This window comes from Bradyrhizobium sp. Mp27 (assembly GCF_029953005.1).
In the GTDB taxonomy this organism is placed as follows: Bacteria; Pseudomonadota; Alphaproteobacteria; order Rhizobiales; family Xanthobacteraceae; genus Bradyrhizobium; species Bradyrhizobium barranii.
This window is the reverse complement of sequence record NZ_JASAUS010000041.1, coordinates 1-15727: the sequence shown is the minus strand read 5'-3', so window position 1 is coordinate 15727 and position 15727 is coordinate 1. Positions and strand designations below refer to the sequence as shown.

The 15727-nt window shown below is 65.1% G+C and carries 16 protein-coding genes; 3 read left to right on the top strand and 13 right to left on the bottom strand.

Translation table 11 applies throughout. From position 1 onward, the window contains the following. Positions 1 to 12: 12 nt before the first annotated feature. Complete coding sequence (locus QJT78_RS21460) at positions 13 to 849, bottom strand: SDR family oxidoreductase (protein WP_028151460.1); 837 nt, start codon at positions 847 to 849, stop codon at positions 13 to 15. A gap of 74 nt (positions 850 to 923) precedes the next feature. After that, positions 924 to 2243 carry a solute carrier family 23 protein gene (locus QJT78_RS21455; protein ID WP_038943216.1) on the bottom strand — a complete coding sequence of 440 codons (1320 nt, stop codon included), beginning with the start codon at positions 2241 to 2243 and terminating at the stop codon, positions 924 to 926. A gap of 163 nt (positions 2244 to 2406) precedes the next feature. On the opposite strand from QJT78_RS21455, the gene QJT78_RS21450 reads away from it, so the two are divergent. Continuing rightward, positions 2407 to 3741, top strand: coding sequence for a dicarboxylate/amino acid:cation symporter (locus tag QJT78_RS21450; RefSeq protein ID WP_028151458.1), 1335 nt, complete (start codon positions 2407 to 2409; stop codon positions 3739 to 3741). Between the two features lie 149 nt (positions 3742 to 3890). Here the strand turns inward: QJT78_RS21450 and QJT78_RS21445 are convergent, their stop codons facing one another. Then, positions 3891 to 5486, bottom strand: a complete 1596-nt coding sequence (locus QJT78_RS21445; RefSeq protein WP_028151457.1) for an ABC-F family ATP-binding cassette domain-containing protein — start codon at positions 5484 to 5486, stop codon at positions 3891 to 3893. A 23-nt stretch (positions 5487 to 5509) separates the two neighbouring features. On the opposite strand from QJT78_RS21445, the gene QJT78_RS21440 reads away from it, so the two are divergent. Both QJT78_RS21440 and QJT78_RS21435 read left to right on the top strand, forming a co-directional pair. Continuing rightward, positions 5510 to 5677, top strand: a complete 168-nt coding sequence (locus tag QJT78_RS21440) for a hypothetical protein (RefSeq protein ID WP_155257924.1) — start codon at positions 5510 to 5512, stop codon at positions 5675 to 5677. Between the two features lie 39 nt (positions 5678 to 5716). Next, the gene (locus tag QJT78_RS21435) at positions 5717 to 6562 is read left to right on the top strand and encodes a tetratricopeptide repeat protein (RefSeq protein WP_028151456.1); all 846 of its coding nucleotides are present in this window, start codon (positions 5717 to 5719) and stop codon (positions 6560 to 6562) included. Here the strand turns inward: QJT78_RS21435 and QJT78_RS21430 are convergent. From QJT78_RS21430 to QJT78_RS21385, 10 genes are all read right to left on the bottom strand, one after another. Then, positions 6552 to 7271: a hypothetical protein gene (locus QJT78_RS21430; RefSeq protein ID WP_028151455.1), complete on the bottom strand. Its 720-nt coding sequence runs from the start codon at positions 7269 to 7271 to the stop codon at positions 6552 to 6554. The two genes, QJT78_RS21435 and QJT78_RS21430, sit on opposite strands and share 11 nt — an antisense overlap. Positions 7272 to 7406: 135 nt before the next feature. Continuing rightward, a complete protein-coding gene (locus tag QJT78_RS21425) occupies positions 7407 to 7754 on the bottom strand; it encodes a RidA family protein (RefSeq protein WP_028151454.1) in 348 nt (115 codons plus the stop codon). Positions 7755 to 7766: 12 nt separating this feature from the next. Then, complete coding sequence (locus QJT78_RS21420) at positions 7767 to 8888, bottom strand: FAD-dependent oxidoreductase (protein ID WP_028151453.1); 1122 nt, start codon at positions 8886 to 8888, stop codon at positions 7767 to 7769. Next, positions 8885 to 10303 (bottom strand): (2Fe-2S)-binding protein, encoded by a 1419-nt coding sequence (locus tag QJT78_RS21415; RefSeq protein WP_038943213.1) that lies wholly within the window; start codon positions 10301 to 10303, stop codon positions 8885 to 8887. Before QJT78_RS21415 ends, QJT78_RS21420 begins: the two co-directional genes overlap by 4 nt. After that, the gene (locus tag QJT78_RS21410) at positions 10300 to 10596 is read right to left on the bottom strand and encodes a (2Fe-2S)-binding protein (protein ID WP_028151451.1); all 297 of its coding nucleotides are present in this window, start codon (positions 10594 to 10596) and stop codon (positions 10300 to 10302) included. Before QJT78_RS21410 ends, QJT78_RS21415 begins: the two co-directional genes overlap by 4 nt. 29 nt (positions 10597 to 10625) lie before the next feature. Further along, entirely contained in the window at positions 10626 to 11762 is a 1137-nt protein-coding gene (locus QJT78_RS21405; protein ID WP_028151450.1) for an FAD-dependent oxidoreductase, read from the bottom strand. An 8-nt stretch (positions 11763 to 11770) separates the two neighbouring features. Next, on the bottom strand, positions 11771 to 12577 hold the full coding sequence (locus QJT78_RS21400) for an ABC transporter permease (protein ID WP_028151449.1): 807 nt from the start codon (positions 12575 to 12577) through the stop codon (positions 11771 to 11773). Then, a complete protein-coding gene (locus tag QJT78_RS21395) occupies positions 12574 to 13449 on the bottom strand; it encodes an ABC transporter permease (RefSeq protein ID WP_028151448.1) in 876 nt (291 codons plus the stop codon). The genes QJT78_RS21400 and QJT78_RS21395 overlap by 4 nt, the downstream gene beginning before the upstream one ends. Further along, the gene (locus QJT78_RS21390) at positions 13446 to 14486 is read right to left on the bottom strand and encodes an ABC transporter ATP-binding protein (RefSeq protein ID WP_038943212.1); all 1041 of its coding nucleotides are present in this window, start codon (positions 14484 to 14486) and stop codon (positions 13446 to 13448) included. The genes QJT78_RS21395 and QJT78_RS21390 overlap by 4 nt, the downstream gene beginning before the upstream one ends. A 27-nt stretch (positions 14487 to 14513) precedes the next feature. After that, positions 14514 to 15548 (bottom strand): ABC transporter substrate-binding protein, encoded by a 1035-nt coding sequence (locus tag QJT78_RS21385; protein WP_038943211.1) that lies wholly within the window; start codon positions 15546 to 15548, stop codon positions 14514 to 14516. Positions 15549 to 15727 lie beyond the last annotated feature (179 nt).

The following is a 15727-nucleotide window of genomic DNA, read 5'->3' as shown; positions in this document are numbered from 1 at the left end:
GGCTGATCCACTCTAGCTCGCCCAGTTCTCCCGAAATTCCGGGAACAGCGTCAGGCCTCCGCAGGCGTAAATGGTCTGGCCCGTGATGTAGCTCGCGTCATCCGAGGCGAGGAAGGCGAACACGGCGGCGATCTCTTCCGGCGTGCCGACCCGTTCCAGCGGAATGTGGCTGGTGACGACGCCGCGCTTGGCGGGATCACCGGTCCAGGCCGCGTTGATCGGCGTGTCGATCGCGCCGGGGCCGACCGCATTGACACGAATGCCGCGGCCGGCGAATTCCAGCGCCAGCGTGCGCGTCAGATTGGCGATGCCACCCTTGCTGATCGAATAAGCGAGATAGCCGGGCTTCGGGATAATCTGGTGGACGCTGGAGCAATTGATGATGGAGCCCCCTGCCCCGCGCGCGACGAAATGGGCGAGCGCCTTCTGCGCGCAGAGCACGGCGCCGTTGAGATTGACGTCGATGATGCGGCGGTAGGTCTCGACGTCGAGCGCCTCGCTCGGCGACTCCCGCTGGAAACCGGCATTGTTGACAAGGCAGTCGAGCCGCTTCCAGCGCGAAAGCACCGTCTCGAACATCGCGGCGACCTCCTGCTCGTTGCTGACATCGGCCTTGACGACGACATGGTCGAGCTTGCCGTGGCCGCGGTCAGCCGATCCCGTCCTTGCGAGCGCGAGCGTCTCCTCGGCCCTCTCGGGGTGATCGACATAGTTGATGGCAACGGTCGCGCCCTCCTGCGCGAGCCGGATGGCGACCGCGCGGCCGATGCCTTGCGAGGCACCGGTCACCAGCGCGTATTGGCCGACGAGGCGGGAGGAAAACGGGGTCGAGCGATCGGTCTGCGGCATGAGCTTTCTCCGGGGATGCTTCATCATGGACGGAACCGGCGTTTTGTTCCATCCCGCTGGCGCATCGCAGGGATTCACTCGGCGCGGCGCGCGAGCGGCGAGGTCAGGATCTGGTAGAGAATGATGGCGCCGAAGGTCGCCGTGCCGATCCCGCCGATCGTGAACGCGCCGAATTTGAGCGTGAGATCACCCGCGCCCGCGGTCAGCGCCACCGCGACGGTGATCAGGTTCGCCGGATTTGCGAAGTCGACCTTGTTCTCGACCCAGATCCGGCCCGCCATCGCGGCGATCAATCCGAACAGCACGATCGAGAGGCCGCCGATGACGGGACCCGGGATCGACAGGATCAATGCGCCGAATTTCGGCGAGAAGCCGAGCAGGATCGAGACCGTGGCCGCGAATGCAAACAACAGTGTCGAATAGACTTTCGTCGCCGCCATGACGCCGATGTTCTCGGCATAGGTGGTGACGCCGGTGCCGCCGCCGCAGGCTGCCACGATGGTCGCGAGGCTGTCGGCGAACAGCGCGCGGCCGAGATAGCCATCGAGGCTCCGGCCCGTCATGGCGCCGACGGCCTTGATGTGACCGAGGTTCTCGGCGACGAGGATGACGGCAACGGGCGCGATCAGAAAGATTGCATCGGCGTGGAAGGTCGGCGTGGTGAAGCTCGGCATGCCCAGCCACGGCGCGGCTGCGAGCTGCGCGAAGTCGATCGGCTTGCCGAAGCCGAGGCCGTTCGCGAACAGCAGGTACAGGAGATATCCGCCGATCGCACCGAGGATGATCGGCAGGCGGCGCCACAGGCCTGGAGCGGCAACGGCCACCATGCCGATGATCAGCACCGTCGCGAGCCCGATCCAGGTGTCGAACGCGTTGACGCTCACCGCCTTGACCGCTACGGGCGCGAGATTGAGGCCGATCGCGGCGACCACGGCGCCGGTGACGGCCGGCGGCATCAGGCGCTCGACCCAGCCAACGCCCGACCACATCACGATCAGCGCGATCACGCCGTAGAGCACGCCGGCACCAACGATGCCGCCGAGCGCGACGGAGAGATTTGGATTCGGCCCCTGCCCGGCATAGCCGGTGGCGGCGATGACGACGGCGATGAACGCGAAGCTCGAGCCGAGATAGCTCGGCACGCGCCCCGCGACGATGACGAAGAAGATCAGCGTGCCGATGCCGGAGAACAGGACCGCAACATTGGGATCGAACCCCATCAGCAGCGGCGCGATGATCGTCGAGCCCGACATCGCGACGCAATGCTGGAGACCGGAGACGACGGTCTGGCCCCATGACAGCCGTTCCTCCGGCATGATCACGCCCGAGGCCTTGAATTTCCAGCGCGGAAAATAGCTCTGCGGCTGCTCGTCCGAGCCCATCGTGGTTGTCATATTCCCCCCGTTGCGGTGCAGCGACCGATCTTCGTGCGATCCGACAAAAATGTGATTGTCGCTTCTGCGGCGACCATCACATGATGCGAGTCATGCAAGATTCAAAACTTGCAAAATCCAGATCTTGCAGAATCAAAAACCGATGCGTTCCGGGGCACACACTATGACACAAGTCGCGATCCAGCCAGCCGTCCATCGCCGGCATCAACCCTGGTACAAGATCCTCTACATCCAGGTCCTGATCGCGATCGCACTCGGGGTGCTCGTCGGCTATTTCTATCCTGATCTCGGCAAGGAGCTGAAGCCGCTCGGCGACGGCTTCATCGCGCTGATCAAGATGATGATCGCGCCTGTGATCTTCTGCACCGTGGTGCACGGCATTTCCTCGATGGGCGACCTCAAGCGCGTCGGCCGGGTCGGGCTGAAGTCGCTGATCTATTTCGAGACGGTCTCGACCGTCGCGCTCGCCATCGGCCTGCTGGTCGGCGAGATTCTCCAGCCCGGGCACGGCTTCAACATCGATCCCGCCACGATCGATCCGAAATCGGTCGCGACCTACGTCACCAAGGCCAAGGAGGAAGGCATCGTCGCCCATCTGATGGCGATCATTCCCGACAGCTATGTGGGCGCGATCGCGCGCGGCGACCTGCTTCAGGTGCTGCTGATCTCGATCCTGTCGGGCTTCGCCATCGCCTTCCTCGGCAAGGCCGGCGAGCCGATCGCGGAAGCGATCGACAAGGCCGCGAAAATGTTCTTCGGCATCATCCGCATCATCGTGCGCGTGGCGCCGATCGGCGCGTTCGGCGCGATGGCCTTCACCGTCGGCGCCTACGGCCTCGGCTCGCTGCTCAACCTCGCCGCCCTGATCGGCACGTTCTATCTCACCAGCATCCTGTTCGTGCTGATCGTGCTGGGCTCGATCGCGCGACTCTCCGGCTTCTCGATCCTGCGCTTCATCGCCTACATCAAGGACGAACTCTTGATCGTGCTCGGCACCTCCTCCTCGGAAACGGTGCTGCCGCAGATGATCCAGAAGATGGAGCATCTCGGCGCCTCGCGCTCGGTGGTCGGCCTCGTCATTCCGACCGGTTACAGCTTCAACCTCGACGGCACCAACATCTACATGACGCTAGCGACGCTGTTCCTGGCGCAGGCGACCAACACCCATCTGACGATCTGGCAGGAGCTCGGCATTCTCGGCATCGCCATGATCACCTCGAAGGGCGCCTCGGGCGTGACCGGCGCCGGCTTCATCACGCTCGCCGCGACGCTCTCGATCGTTCCCGACATCCCGATCCAGTCGATCGCGATCCTGGTCGGGATCGACAAGTTCATGAGCGAGTGCCGCGCGCTCACCAACCTGATCGGCAACGGTGTCGCCTGCGTCGTCATCAGCATCTCCGAAGGCGAGCTCGATCGCGAGGCGCTGCACGAGACCATGGCTCATCCGCTGGAGATGGGCGAGGCGCTGGAACCGGGCGGCAGCGCGGCCTCGTAGGCCGCGTCACGCAGCCGGTAGTCTCCCGGACTGGAGAATTGGCAAGGCACGCGTCACAACAATGGCGTTGGGTTCACCGATTGATACTCTATCTTTCCACCCGACGCGCTGGGGGCAGGGCGTCGGGTATTTGTGTCGGCCCATGAGCCTTAGAGAGCCGAGCTGGCGATCAGCTCGACCCTGCGCGTGATATCGATCGCCTGCAGGAACGCCTCGTCGTGACTGACCACGAGCAGCGCGCCGTCATAGGCCCGCAGGCCCGCCTCGACGGCTTCAATGGCGTCGATGTCGAGATGATTGGTCGGCTCGTCCAGAATCAGCAATGAAGGCGGTGTCGTCCCGCCAAACACGCAGGCAAGGCCGGCACGAAGCAGCTGCCCGCCACTCAGGCTCTCGACGATCTGCAACGCGGCATCGGCGCGAAACATGAAGCGCGCCAGCGCGGCATGGCACGCATTCGTGCCCGCATGTGGATGGAGACGCCTGAAATTATCCAGGATGGAGACCGCGGGATCGAGCAGGCTGACTTTCTGGTCGAACAATGCGAAGTCCGGCCTGACCCGCACAGTGCCCGCAAGAGGGCGCATCTCGCCCGCAATGAGCTTCAGCAAGGTCGTCTTGCCCGAGCCGTTCGGCCCGACGACAGCAACGCGCTCCGGCCCGACGATTGTGAAAGATAGATCGCGCATGATCGCGCACTCCGGATGATAGCCGGCACTGACTCCTTCGAGCCAGACCATCTCCCGCCCCGCCGGCAGGTTTGTCGATGGCAGTTTCGCGGACAGCGGTTGAAGAATCTCGATGCGGCGGCGTGCCGAGTCGACAGCTTCGAGCGCCTCCGTACGCCGCCGCTCGGCGATCTGCGCGGTCTTTCCGCCGCTGTCCTCGCTGCGGTCCTTGCGTGCACCGGCGAGAATGCGCGGCATGTCGCCCTTGGCGCGCTTCTTCCTGCCGCCGCTGTCCTTGCGCGCCTTGCGTTCCGCTGCCTCCTGCGCCTTGCCGTCGATCTCGGCGAGATGCTTCTCGGCATTCGCAAGGTCGTGCCTGACGGCAGCGAGCTCGATGGCCTTCTGCTCGCGGTAACTGCTCCAATTGCCGCCGTACCGTCTTGCCCCGAGCGATGTCATCTCGACGATGGCATCCATGGTCTCGAGCAGGTCGCGGTCGTGACTGACGACGATCGCCCCGCCCCGCCAGCCTGCGAGCAGGTCGACCACTGACTTACGTCCATCCCGATCGAGATTGTTGGTGGGCTCATCGAGCAGCAGGAAGTCCGGCTCGGCGAAGACCAGCGCGGCCAGACGGATCCGCGTGACCTGCCCGCCCGACAAACGATCCAGCTCCGTGTCGGTATCAGGAGCGAACCCGACACGCGCGAGCGCGGACGCAAGCCGCGCTTCAAGCGTCCAGTCGACGTCGGTGACTTCGTCGGCGAATGCATCGCCCCGCTCGGCACGGCGAAGCAGCTCCAGCGCTGCGCGCGCGCCGAACAGATCGATCACCGCGGCGCCCGCAGGAAGCTGGACGTCCTGGCGGAGCATCCCCACGGTTCCGCTCACGAGAACGCGTCCCGCTTGGGGAATGTGCTCTCCGGTGATCGCAGCAAGCAGCGTCGTCTTGCCGACGCCGTTGCGGCCGACGAGACCAGCCCGTTCGGCACCAAATGTCAGGTTGAGGTCGGAAAGGAGAGGACGGCCGTCAGGCGTGGACAGCGAGAGGTTCGACAGAATGATCGATGCAGGCATGGAATTCCCCGTGAGCAAGGCGGATGGGCGTTGCGGTCGGGGTGAAATCCATGGATGCGAAACTCCTGATTGATGTCTCGCTGATAATCCCGCCGGGCGCCGAGATCAAGGCGCATTCCGTGCGACGCGTCCGGGCCAATCAGCAAAGCATCACGAAGCTGTTGATGGACGCTGCATGGGGCATGCGGTAAGGGGCAAAAAACAACGTGTCTCAACCAAGAGGCCATCTCTTGAGCGGCAAGCCGAATAGCCCCCTCGCCCAACTGCTTCAGCAAGCCTTTCTGGCGCTACGTGCAAAGCAGTTCGACATTGCAAGGCAGCTTGCGACCGAAGCCCTGAAATCAAATCGTACCGACCGGAATGCCGTGCTGATCCTCGCCCATGCCCTGCTCGGCCAGGAGCGTGCAGAGGAGGCGATTGCGCCGCTGGAGAAAGCCGCGAAGCGCAATAGCGACCCCGAAATCGAGACGCTGCTCGGCCATGTGCTGTGTGCCGCGCGGCGCAGAAGCGATGGACTGGCGCAACTGCGGCGAACCACAGCGCGCCGTCCGCCCTATCTGCCCGCGTTCCAGGAGCTGGCGGGCCAGCTTGCGAACGCCGGCGAGGTTGGCGAGGCGGTCGGGATGATCGAGCAAGCCCTCGCGCTCGCCCCGGCCAGCGTCGATCTGCAACTCGACCTTGGCCGCATGCATGTCCGGAATAACAATCGCGCCAAAGCGCGTACCGTGCTGACCGCGGCGCGCGCGATCGCGCCGGGACGCACCGATATCCTGACCGAACTTGCCTGGGCCGAGCTTCTCGACGGCGCCTATGCGGAGGCCGCCGACACCTACCGTCACGCGCTCGGGCTTCGCCCGGACGACGCTCTCTCCCGCGCCAATCTCGCGATCTGCCTGATGGAGATGGGCGAACGCGATGGCGGCGAGGCGGCGCTGCGGTCCGTGTATGGCGGACGGCCGCAGATGCTCAGCCGCGCCGCCCTCACACTCGCCGCCTCGTCGCACGGCCGCTTCTTCTTCCGCCCGAGCGCCGCGGCGAAATTCCTGGGAGCCAGGCCCGAGCGGCCTACGCCCTGAATTTCCGCCGGTACAGACCCGGCTCGCGCTTCAGCGCGGAGCGCAGGGCGTGGACTTTCTGCGCTTCATCCTCGGTGAAGGCCGAGGTCTGCCGCGTCCAATCCTCACGCTTGACCGGAATGCATTGCGCGATCGGTGTGCCCTTGGGCAGCACGCCGCGAAAGCCCGTATTGTGCCAATGCGCCGGAAAGTGGATCCAGCTGTCGCGATAGCGATCGCAATCGACGAGGCCGCTCAGCGTGATGAACGGCAGGTCGAAGCGATTGACCGGATGGGTGAAGAACAGCGAATAGCCTTCCGGCGCCTCGATGGTCCAGAGATTGTGAAACTTGATGACGAAGCGATCGGCCTCGAACAGCGGCGAGCCGGTGAGCTGGCCCTGATCGTGAAAGCTGATCGGCGAGCGCGGAAAATCGATCTCACCGCCGGGCGGGATGTCGTTGTCCCAGCTGATCTCGCCATCCTCGACCCTGATATCGCAGATCAGCGGGATCAGGAAACCGCATGTCATCGCGTCGATGAAGGGCGGGCAGCGCTTGACCGTCTCGTCATCCTGCTGATTGAGGGCACTGAAGGCCGTGGTCGGCATCGCCTTGAGCCAGTCGGGAACGCCGAGATTCGCCGGCACCGGCTGCGGCAGCAGGCCTTCGAGTTCTCCGGGGCAGCGAAATTTGATCGCGAGCTTGTTATTATTATTCTGCGAGGACATTGGGCATTCCAGCCGAGTCCCCTACTGATAAACGGAAACTGCGGCGCGTCAAAGCGCCGCAGCTAGTCCAGACCATTACATCTTCGTCATGTTCGGATCGACGGCTCTCTTCACGGTCCCGTGAGAAGAGCGCAATCAGCCCTTGAGCGCAGTGACCACCACCTCGATCAGCGCACCGCCGCCGAGATCGGCGACGCCAACCGTGGCGCGCGTCGGCAGGTTGTCGCCGAAGAATTCGGTCCAGACCGCGTCCATCTCCTTCTTCTTGGAAAGATCCGTGACGAAGATCGAGGTGCTGACGACGCGCGACTTGTCGGTGCCGGCTTCCTTCAGATAGCCGGCGATCTTGCCGAGGATGTTGCGGGTCTGATCGCCCATCGAGACCGAGGTGTCGTCGGCGATGGTGCCGCCGATGAAGACGAAGCCGTTGGCCTCGACGGCGCGGTGCATGATGGGCGTGCGGATGCTGCGGGTGATGCTCATGATGTCCTCTTCTTAGAGCGTGGAAGGATGGAAACGGTCGATGCCGAGATCGCCGATTCGGGTCTGGGTGCCGCCGTTGACGATCAGCTCGGCCATCACGGCGCCGGCGCCGGGGCCGAGCTGGAAGCCGTGCAGCGAGAAGCCGAACTGGTGATAGAGGCCCTTGTGGCGGCTGCTCGGTCCGAACACCGGGATGTCGTCCTTCATCTTCGCCTCGATGCCGGCCCAGGCGCGGACGATCGTCGCGCTGCGCATCACCGGGAACAACTCGAACACGGTGCGCGCGCTGATCGCGAGGCTCTTCCAGTCCAGCACGGTCTCGTTGCGATCCTGATAGGGCGTTGCCAGATGGCCGCCGCCGATCAGCACGGTGCCGTTGGAGAATTGCTTGAAGGACAGTTTGCGCCCGCGCAGGATCACGACGGGGTCGATGAAGTGCGGCACGCGCGAGGTGATCATCAGCATCGGCGCCACGGTCTCGACCGGAACGGGCTCGCCGAGCGCGGCGGCGATGTTCCCGGCCCAGGCGCCGGCGGCATTGACGAGCACCGGCGCGGCAAAGGTTTCAGTGCCGACATCGACGTGCCAGAGGCCGTCGCTCTGACGGATGTTGCTGGCCGCCACGCCCTCGCGCACGGTCGCGCCGAGCTGCTCAGCCTTGCGCCGGAACGCCGTCGTCGTCTGCGCCGGATTGGCGGCGCCATCGCGGCGCGACACCACGCCGCCCGGACATGTCTCAGCCACGGCCGGCACCAGCCGCCGCAATTCAGTCGCGTCGATCAGCTCTTCATGGGTGAAACCAAGCGCGTTCAGCTCAGCGACACGCGTGCGGCAGACCGCGAGCTCCTCCTCGTTCTCCGCGACAAGAACCTGACCGTAACTCTCAAAGCTGCAATCGTCGTCGAGAAGGTCGGTGATCTTCTCCCAGATCCCCATCGAGCGGATCGAGAGCGGGATTTCGGGCACGTGCCGCGCGAGCTGGCGGACGCCGCCGGCATTGACGCCGGAAGCATGGCGGCCGGCGTAGTCTTTCTCGATCAGCACCGGCTTCATGCCGGCGAGGCACAGATGCAGCGCGGTCGAGCATCCGTGGATGCCGCCGCCGACGACGATCGCATCCACGTTTTGGGTCATCCGCGCACCACCGCTTTGACGTCGGCCTCGCTCTTCGGGACAGCGGCGAGCTCGGCGAGCGTGATTGGCTTGACCGGCGCGCGCAGCCGGTAATAGCCGATCTCCTGTGCCGTCTTGCCCCGCGCCTGCGCCATCAGCTCGGTCACGGTCAGGCCGCAGAGCCGGCCCTGGCACGGGCCCATGCCGGTGCGGCGATAGGCCTTGAGCTGGTTCGGCCCGGTCGCGCCGATGGCGACGGCATCGAGAAGGTCCTTCGCGGTGACTTCCTCGCAGCGGCAGACGATAGTGTCGCCCGTGGGAATGCGGAACTGCGGCGCGGGCCGGAACAGCGTGTCGAGGAAGACGCGGCCGCGCTCGGCCTTGGCGAGATCGGCGCGGAGCGTCGCCATCGGCGCAAGTTTTGTCACAACCGCAGGCGCCAATGCCTCCACCGCCGCGCGCGCCGCGATGCGGCCACGGACCACAGCCGCATTGGCACCACCGATGCCGGCGCCGTCACCAGCGATCGCGATGCCAGCGACCGATGAATTGCCGCTCGCGTCTAACACTGGCGACCAGCACAATTGCAGATCATCCCAGCGATGCTCGATACCAGCGGCCATCGCGAGATTGACGTTGGGCACGACGCCCTGATGCAACAGCAACAGATCCGCGGGGATGGTCTCGCGCTTGCCACCGGCGACATAGCTCACGCTCGCGAGCTGGCCCTCGCCAGCCGCAGCTAGCTCGGTCACACCTGAGACGACCTGCACCTTCGTCTTCACCTCGCGCATCATCGACAGGCCCTTGGTGAAATAGGGCGAGGTCAGGAACGCGAAGGCGTGCGGGAGCGCGGCGAAATAATTGCCGCGCTCGGTGGTGTCGAGAATGCGGTCGATGCGGCCGCCGAGGCGCAAAATCTGCGCGGCGAGCAGCCAGAGCAGAGGCCCCTGCCCCGCGATCACCGTGCGTCCGTCAGGCACCAGGGCCGATGATTTCAGCATCGTCTGCGCCGCGCCCGCGGTCATCACGCCCGGCAAGGTCCAGCCGGGAATCGGGAACGGCCGCTCCAGCGCGCCGGTCGCGAGGATCACGCGCTGCGCCTTGAGGAAAGCGGATGCACCGCCGATCGAGACGGCGATCTCGAGGTTGCGGTCGAGACTCCAGACGGTGGCGCGATGGATAATCTCGGCGCGGCTCGCGCGGAGCGACTGAACGAGATCGGCACCGACCCAATAGTCGGCGCCGAGCTGGTTGCGGTCGGTCACCGGCGTCGACGAGATGGCGCGAAACACCTGGCCGCCGGGCCCGATGTTCTCGTCGAGCAGCAGCGTCGACAGGCCGGCTTCGGCTGATGTCGCAGCGGCCGCGAGGCCGGCGGGCCCGGCGCCGATCACCACGACGTCATAGGCTTCGCGCTTGGGAGCTACAGTCATTTTCCGATCTCTCGCTTGCCCTTCTGAATCTCGATCTGCATGCCCTCGGCGACAGGCACGAGGCAGCCCTGGCGGTTGCCGACGCCGTCGATGGTGATGAGGCAGTCGAAGCACACGCCCATCATGCAATAGGGCAGACGCGGCGCGCCGCTCACTGCGGTGGAACGGCGCGCATCACAGCCGGAGGCCAGCAGCGCGGCGGAGACGGTGTCGCCCTGGCGCGCCGCGATGGCCGTGCCATCCACGAAGATCTGGACCTGCGGTCGCTTGTCCTGCTCGGATCGTCTAAACATGGGATGCCTCTTGGCTCCTTTAGATATCTCTAATAGCCGCTGTTGTTCGCAGCGCCGGCGGCGCCGAAACGGCTGGCCGAGAACGCGCCGACCAGCTCCGGCTCGAGCGCGCCAGCTGCGACCATGCGCGCGATCTCGAAGGCGTGGTTGGAGGCGAGCGTCACGCCGGAATGACAGCAGGCGACGAAGGCGCCGGGATGCGTCTCCGACTGGTCGTAGATCGGAAAGCCGTCCTGCGGCATGACGCGGATGCCGGCCCAGCTCCTGACGACGTTGAGCCGCGACAGATGCGGGAACATCCTTTGCGCGCGATCGGCCATCACGGCGCTGACGGAATGCTTCAGCGCGCGATCGTCGAGCTCATCCTCCTTGCTGTCACCGATCATCACCGTGCCCTCGTCGGTCTGGCGGATCGTGGTCAGCGGATGCGGCAGGAACGGCATGGTGCGCTCGGTCACCACGATCTGGCCGCGGGTCGGGCCCATCGGCGCGTGGAGGCCGACCATCGGCGCCAGCGTCTGGTTGGCATTGCCGGCCGCGAGAACGATCTTGGCGGCGCGCAGCTCGCCCTTCGGCGTGGTCAGGCGGAATTCGCCTCCGCTCTTGCTGATCGCCGAGACCGGGCGCTCCGGAAAATAGTCGATGCCGAACGCCCTGAAGCCGGTGTGGAACGCGCGGAAGGTCCGCAGCGAATTGACGTGGCCGTCGAGCGGACAATAGCTGCCGCCGGACACTTCCGGTCCAATCAGCGGCAACGACTTTTTCACCTCGGAGGCGGAGAGCATCTCCATCTTGTAATCGGCAGCACCGGTCTGGTTGTGCATGCGCTTGACCAGCTCGGCGCGTTGGCCGAACTCGTCGTCGCCGAGCGTGAGATGAAAGCCACCATTCTGCTGGAGCGAGACGTCCAGCCCGGTCTGCTGCTTCAGCTCCGAGGCGAGCCGGCCCCAGGCTTCCGATGCCCGCACGGTCCAGACGGTATAGGCGGGCATGCCCAGACCTTTGCTCTGCACCCAGACCAGCGCAAAATTCGCGCGCGAGGCGCGCTTGGTGATGTCGCCTTCGTCGAGCACGGCCACGCTCTTGCCGAGCCGACCGAGGCCCCAGGCAATGGCGGAGCCGAGCAGTCCGCCTCCGACGACGGCGACGTCGTAATCCGTTCGCATAAATTCTCCTATCGTCCCGTATCGCCCTTGCCGGCGAGCACACGGTCGAGCCCGTAGAAGCGGTCGAGCAGAATGAGGGCGGTCATGGTAACAGCGATCACGCAGGCCGAGACCGACGTCACCAGCGGATCGATGTTGTCCTGGATGTAAAGGAACATGCGCACCGGCAACGTCTCGGTGCCGGGTGCCGCGAGGAAGACGGTCATGGTGAGATCGTCGAACGACTGGATGAAGGCGAGCGCCCAACCACTGATGACGCCGGGCAGGATCAGCGGCAGCGTCACGCGGCGAAACAGGGTCCAGCCGTTGGCGCCGAGCGAGACTGCCGCCATCTCGACCGAGAGGTCCATGCCGGTCGCCGCCGCCAGCGTCAGCCGCAGCGCGAACGGAAACACGATGATGACATGCGCGATGATCAGCGCGGCAAAGCTGCCGCCGAGGCCGGCCGAGGTGAAGAAGCGCAGGAAGGCGATGCCGAGCACGACATGCGGGATCATCAGCGGCGACAGGAACAGCGCCGCGAGCGCATCGCGGCCGCGGAAGCGATAACGCGCGATCGCGAGCGCCGCCGGCACCGCGAACAGCAGCGCCACGAGGGATGAGAGCGCACCGAGCCCCAGGCTGACCCAGAAGGCATGGATGAACTCGGGATAGTTGGCGATCGCCCTGAACCAGCGCAGCGAAAAGCCGTTGGTCGGCAGCGACAGGAAGCCCTCGGGCGTGAAGGCAACGAGGCAGACCACCAGGATCGGCGCCACCATGACGATGACGAAGATGGTGTGGAAGATCAGCGCGAGCGGGCCGTTCCGGCTCATCGGAACACCTCCGCGTAGCGGCGCTCGATCAGCGCGTTGCTGCCGACGACGATCAGCACCAGCGCGACCAGCAGAAGGGTTGCGACCGCTGCACCGAGCGGCCAGTTCAGCGTGTTGAGGAATTCGTCATAGGCCAGCGTCGCCGCGACCTTGAGCCGACGGCCGCCGATGATCGCCGGCGTCGCGAAGGCACTGGCGGAGAGCGAGAACACGATGATCGCCCCCGACAGCACGCCCGGCATGATCTGCGGCATGATGATGCGGCGGATGATGGTCACGGGTCCCGCGCCGAGCGACATCGCGGCGTTCTCGATCTGCGGATTGAGCCGCTGGAGCGCGGCCCACACCGACAGCACCATGAACGGCATCATCACATGGGCGAGCGCAACCACCATCCCTGTCTCGGTGAACATGAAGGGAATGGGCGAGCGGATCACTCCGAGCGACATCAGGAGCTTGTTGACGAGTCCGTTGTTGCCGCCGAACAGCAGCGCCCAGCCAAGCGTCCGCGCCACCACGGAGATCAAGAGCGGTCCGAGGATGATCAGCAGGAAAAAGCTCTTCCAGCGGCCGCTCATGCGGTTGAGGATGTAGGCTTCGGGTGCGCCGAGCAAAGCGGTGAGCAGCGTTGTCAGGATCGCGATGCGAAACGTCCGCCAGAACATTTCGGCGTAATAGGGATCGGTCGCGATCTCGTGCCAGTTCTTGAGGATGAAGACCGGCTCGATGCCCTTGTACTGCCCCCAGTCGTGAAACGACAGCATCACCGTCATCGCCAGCGGAATCAGCAGCACGCCGACGAACAGCATCAAGGCGGGCGCGGTCAGCGCCCACGGTGCACGCGCGCTGCGCTCCTCGGCGGCCGTGCTCATGCGCCGGCCCTCGCGCGCACGCTCATGTCCTCGGGCCGCCAGACGAGGCGAACCGCCTCGCCCTCAGTCGGCGGCGCGGTCCCGTCATTCTGGCGGATCACGATCGCGGGTCCGCATTCGCTGTCGCACTGGAACAGCCAGTGATTGCCCTGGAAGATGCGCGTGACGATCTTTGCGATCAGCCCCGTATCGCCAAAGCCGATCCGTTCAGGGCGAATGCTGACAGTGACAGGGCCACTGAGCCCGGCTGGCGCCAGCGCGTTCCATGAGCCGGCAACCAGCCGCGCGGGCGTCGCGGTCCGATCAATCGTCGCCGCAAAGTCGTTGGACTTGCCGAGGAACTGCGAGACGAAGGCCGAGGCCGGCTTCTCATAGGTCTCCTGCGGCGAGCCGATCTGCTCGATGCGGCCCTGGCTCATCACCACGATGCGGTCGGACAGCGACATCGCCTCGTTCTGGTCGTGGGTGACGAGGATCGTCGTGGTGCCGATGGTGCGCTGGATCTGGCGCAGCTCGATCTGCATCTCCTCGCGCAGTTTGGCGTCGAGATTGGACAGCGGCTCGTCGAGCAAGAGCACGCTCGGCTTGATCACCAGCGCGCGCGCCAGGGCCACGCGCTGCTGCTGACCGCCGGACATGCGGCGCGGATGGCGGTCCTCATAACCGGCAAGACCGACCATCGCGAGCGCGGCGCGGACGCGCTCGGCTCTTTCGGCGCGCGGCACGTTGCGCATCTCGAGGCCGAACGCGACGTTCTCCGCCGCGGTCATATGCGGAAACAGCGCGTAGCTCTGGAACACGATGCCGAGCCCGCGCTTCGCGGGATGGATCGCGGTCAGGTCCTTGCCCTCCAGGCGGATCGCGCCGCGTGTGGGATCGAGGAAGCCCGCGATCATCTGCAACGTCGTGGTCTTGCCGCAGCCGGACGGGCCGAGGAAGGAGATGAACTCCCCCTTGCCCACCGACAGACTGAAGTCATCGACCACAGTCTGCGCGCCGAACTGTTTTGCGACCCGATCGAGCTCGAGATAGGCCATGCGCTGTCTCCGCTACGAACGATCAGATCAACGCTCGACCTCGCGATTCCAGCGCTTGGTCCACTCCTCGCGCTTCTCGTTGATGACGGTCCAGTCCGGATTATAGAGCTTTGCCGCGCGCTCGCCGATCGGCGCCATCTTGCCGAGCTCCGGCGGTACCACCAGTGATTTCAGCATCGGGCCGTAGCCGTAGTCCTTCAGCATCACGAGCTGGATTTTTGGGTCGAGCAGCATCTTGACGAAGCTGGAGGCCAGCGGTGAGGCGTTGGGCTTCGTGATCGGACACGCCGTCGTCAGCAGCGTCGCCGCGCCTTCCTTCGGATAGACGAAGTCGACGGGGAAGCCGGTGTTGGCGAAGCTCTGCACGCGGCCGGTGCCCCACACCGCGATCACGGCCTGGCCGGACTGGAACAGCTCGGTCATCTTGCCCGGCGACGGCTCATAGGCCAGCACGTTCGGATTGATCTGCTCCTTGAAGATCTTGAAGCCGGAATCGACGTTGGTCTCGCCGCCGCCGTTCATCTTCGACAGCATCACCAGCGCTTCGAGGCCGTAGGTGTTGTTGATCGGCGGGATCACGAGCTGCTTGGCGTATTTCGTGTCCTTCAGATCGTTCCAGGAGGTCGGCGGCGCCCAGCCTTTCTCGGCGAACACCTTGGTGTTGTACATCAGGCCGGTCGCGACGATGCCGATCGCAACGGCGCGATCGTCCTTGAAGCGCGCGGTGTCGTAGAGATCGGCCGGCAGACCGTCGAGCTTGCCGCAGAAGCCGAGCTGGATCGCCTGGTACATCGGGCCGTCGTCGACGATGGCGACGTCGATCTGCTGGTTGCCCTTCTGCGCCTGCAGCTTGGCCAGCGTGTCGGTGGAGTTGCCGGCGACGTACTCGACCTTGACCCCGTTCTCCTTCTCGAAGGCCGGGATCACCTCATCGCGGATGGTCTTCTCGAACGAGCCGCCGTAACCGGCGACGTAGAGTGTTTTCTGCTGGGCCGAGGCGGCCGACGGGACGGCGATGAGCGCTGCGATGCTGACCGCGGTCAGAAGGCTGAGAGTCTTCATATGGACCGATCTCCAATACCGGGATGAGGTGACGTGCCGAAAAATCTCTGACTGAGGCGCCTTCCGCATAGAGCTGGCCCCGGTTGTTTGGACAGCGCCCCGCTGGATTTAAGTGGATTCCTGCCGGGTTATGCTGAACGCGGGGCTTTACGGTTTTGTCGTTGCGTCGGGAGGGCGTA

Coding starts and splice junctions, on each gene's coding strand:
- QJT78_RS21395 (WP_028151448.1), bottom strand. CDS start 13,449: ATGAGCACGGCCGCCGAGGAGCGCAGCGCGCGTGCACCGTGGGCGCTG.
- QJT78_RS21415 (WP_038943213.1), bottom strand. CDS start 10,303: ATGACTGTAGCTCCCAAGCGCGAAGCCTATGACGTCGTGGTGATCGGC.
- QJT78_RS21400 (WP_028151449.1), bottom strand. CDS start 12,577: ATGAGCCGGAACGGCCCGCTCGCGCTGATCTTCCACACCATCTTCGTC.
- QJT78_RS21405 (WP_028151450.1), bottom strand. CDS start 11,762: ATGCGAACGGATTACGACGTCGCCGTCGTCGGAGGCGGACTGCTCGGC.
- QJT78_RS21410 (WP_028151451.1), bottom strand. CDS start 10,596: ATGTTTAGACGATCCGAGCAGGACAAGCGACCGCAGGTCCAGATCTTC.
- QJT78_RS21430 (WP_028151455.1), bottom strand. CDS start 7,271: ATGTCCTCGCAGAATAATAATAACAAGCTCGCGATCAAATTTCGCTGC.
- QJT78_RS21385 (WP_038943211.1), bottom strand. CDS start 15,548: ATGAAGACTCTCAGCCTTCTGACCGCGGTCAGCATCGCAGCGCTCATC.
- QJT78_RS21445 (WP_028151457.1), bottom strand. CDS start 5,486: ATGCCTGCATCGATCATTCTGTCGAACCTCTCGCTGTCCACGCCTGAC.
- QJT78_RS21440 (WP_155257924.1), top strand. CDS start 5,510: ATGGGCGTTGCGGTCGGGGTGAAATCCATGGATGCGAAACTCCTGATT.
- QJT78_RS21420 (WP_028151453.1), bottom strand. CDS start 8,888: ATGACCCAAAACGTGGATGCGATCGTCGTCGGCGGCGGCATCCACGGA.
- QJT78_RS21455 (WP_038943216.1), bottom strand. CDS start 2,243: ATGACAACCACGATGGGCTCGGACGAGCAGCCGCAGAGCTATTTTCCG.
- QJT78_RS21390 (WP_038943212.1), bottom strand. CDS start 14,486: ATGGCCTATCTCGAGCTCGATCGGGTCGCAAAACAGTTCGGCGCGCAG.
- QJT78_RS21425 (WP_028151454.1), bottom strand. CDS start 7,754: ATGAGCATCACCCGCAGCATCCGCACGCCCATCATGCACCGCGCCGTC.
- QJT78_RS21450 (WP_028151458.1), top strand. CDS start 2,407: ATGACACAAGTCGCGATCCAGCCAGCCGTCCATCGCCGGCATCAACCC.
- QJT78_RS21460 (WP_028151460.1), bottom strand. CDS start 849: ATGCCGCAGACCGATCGCTCGACCCCGTTTTCCTCCCGCCTCGTCGGC.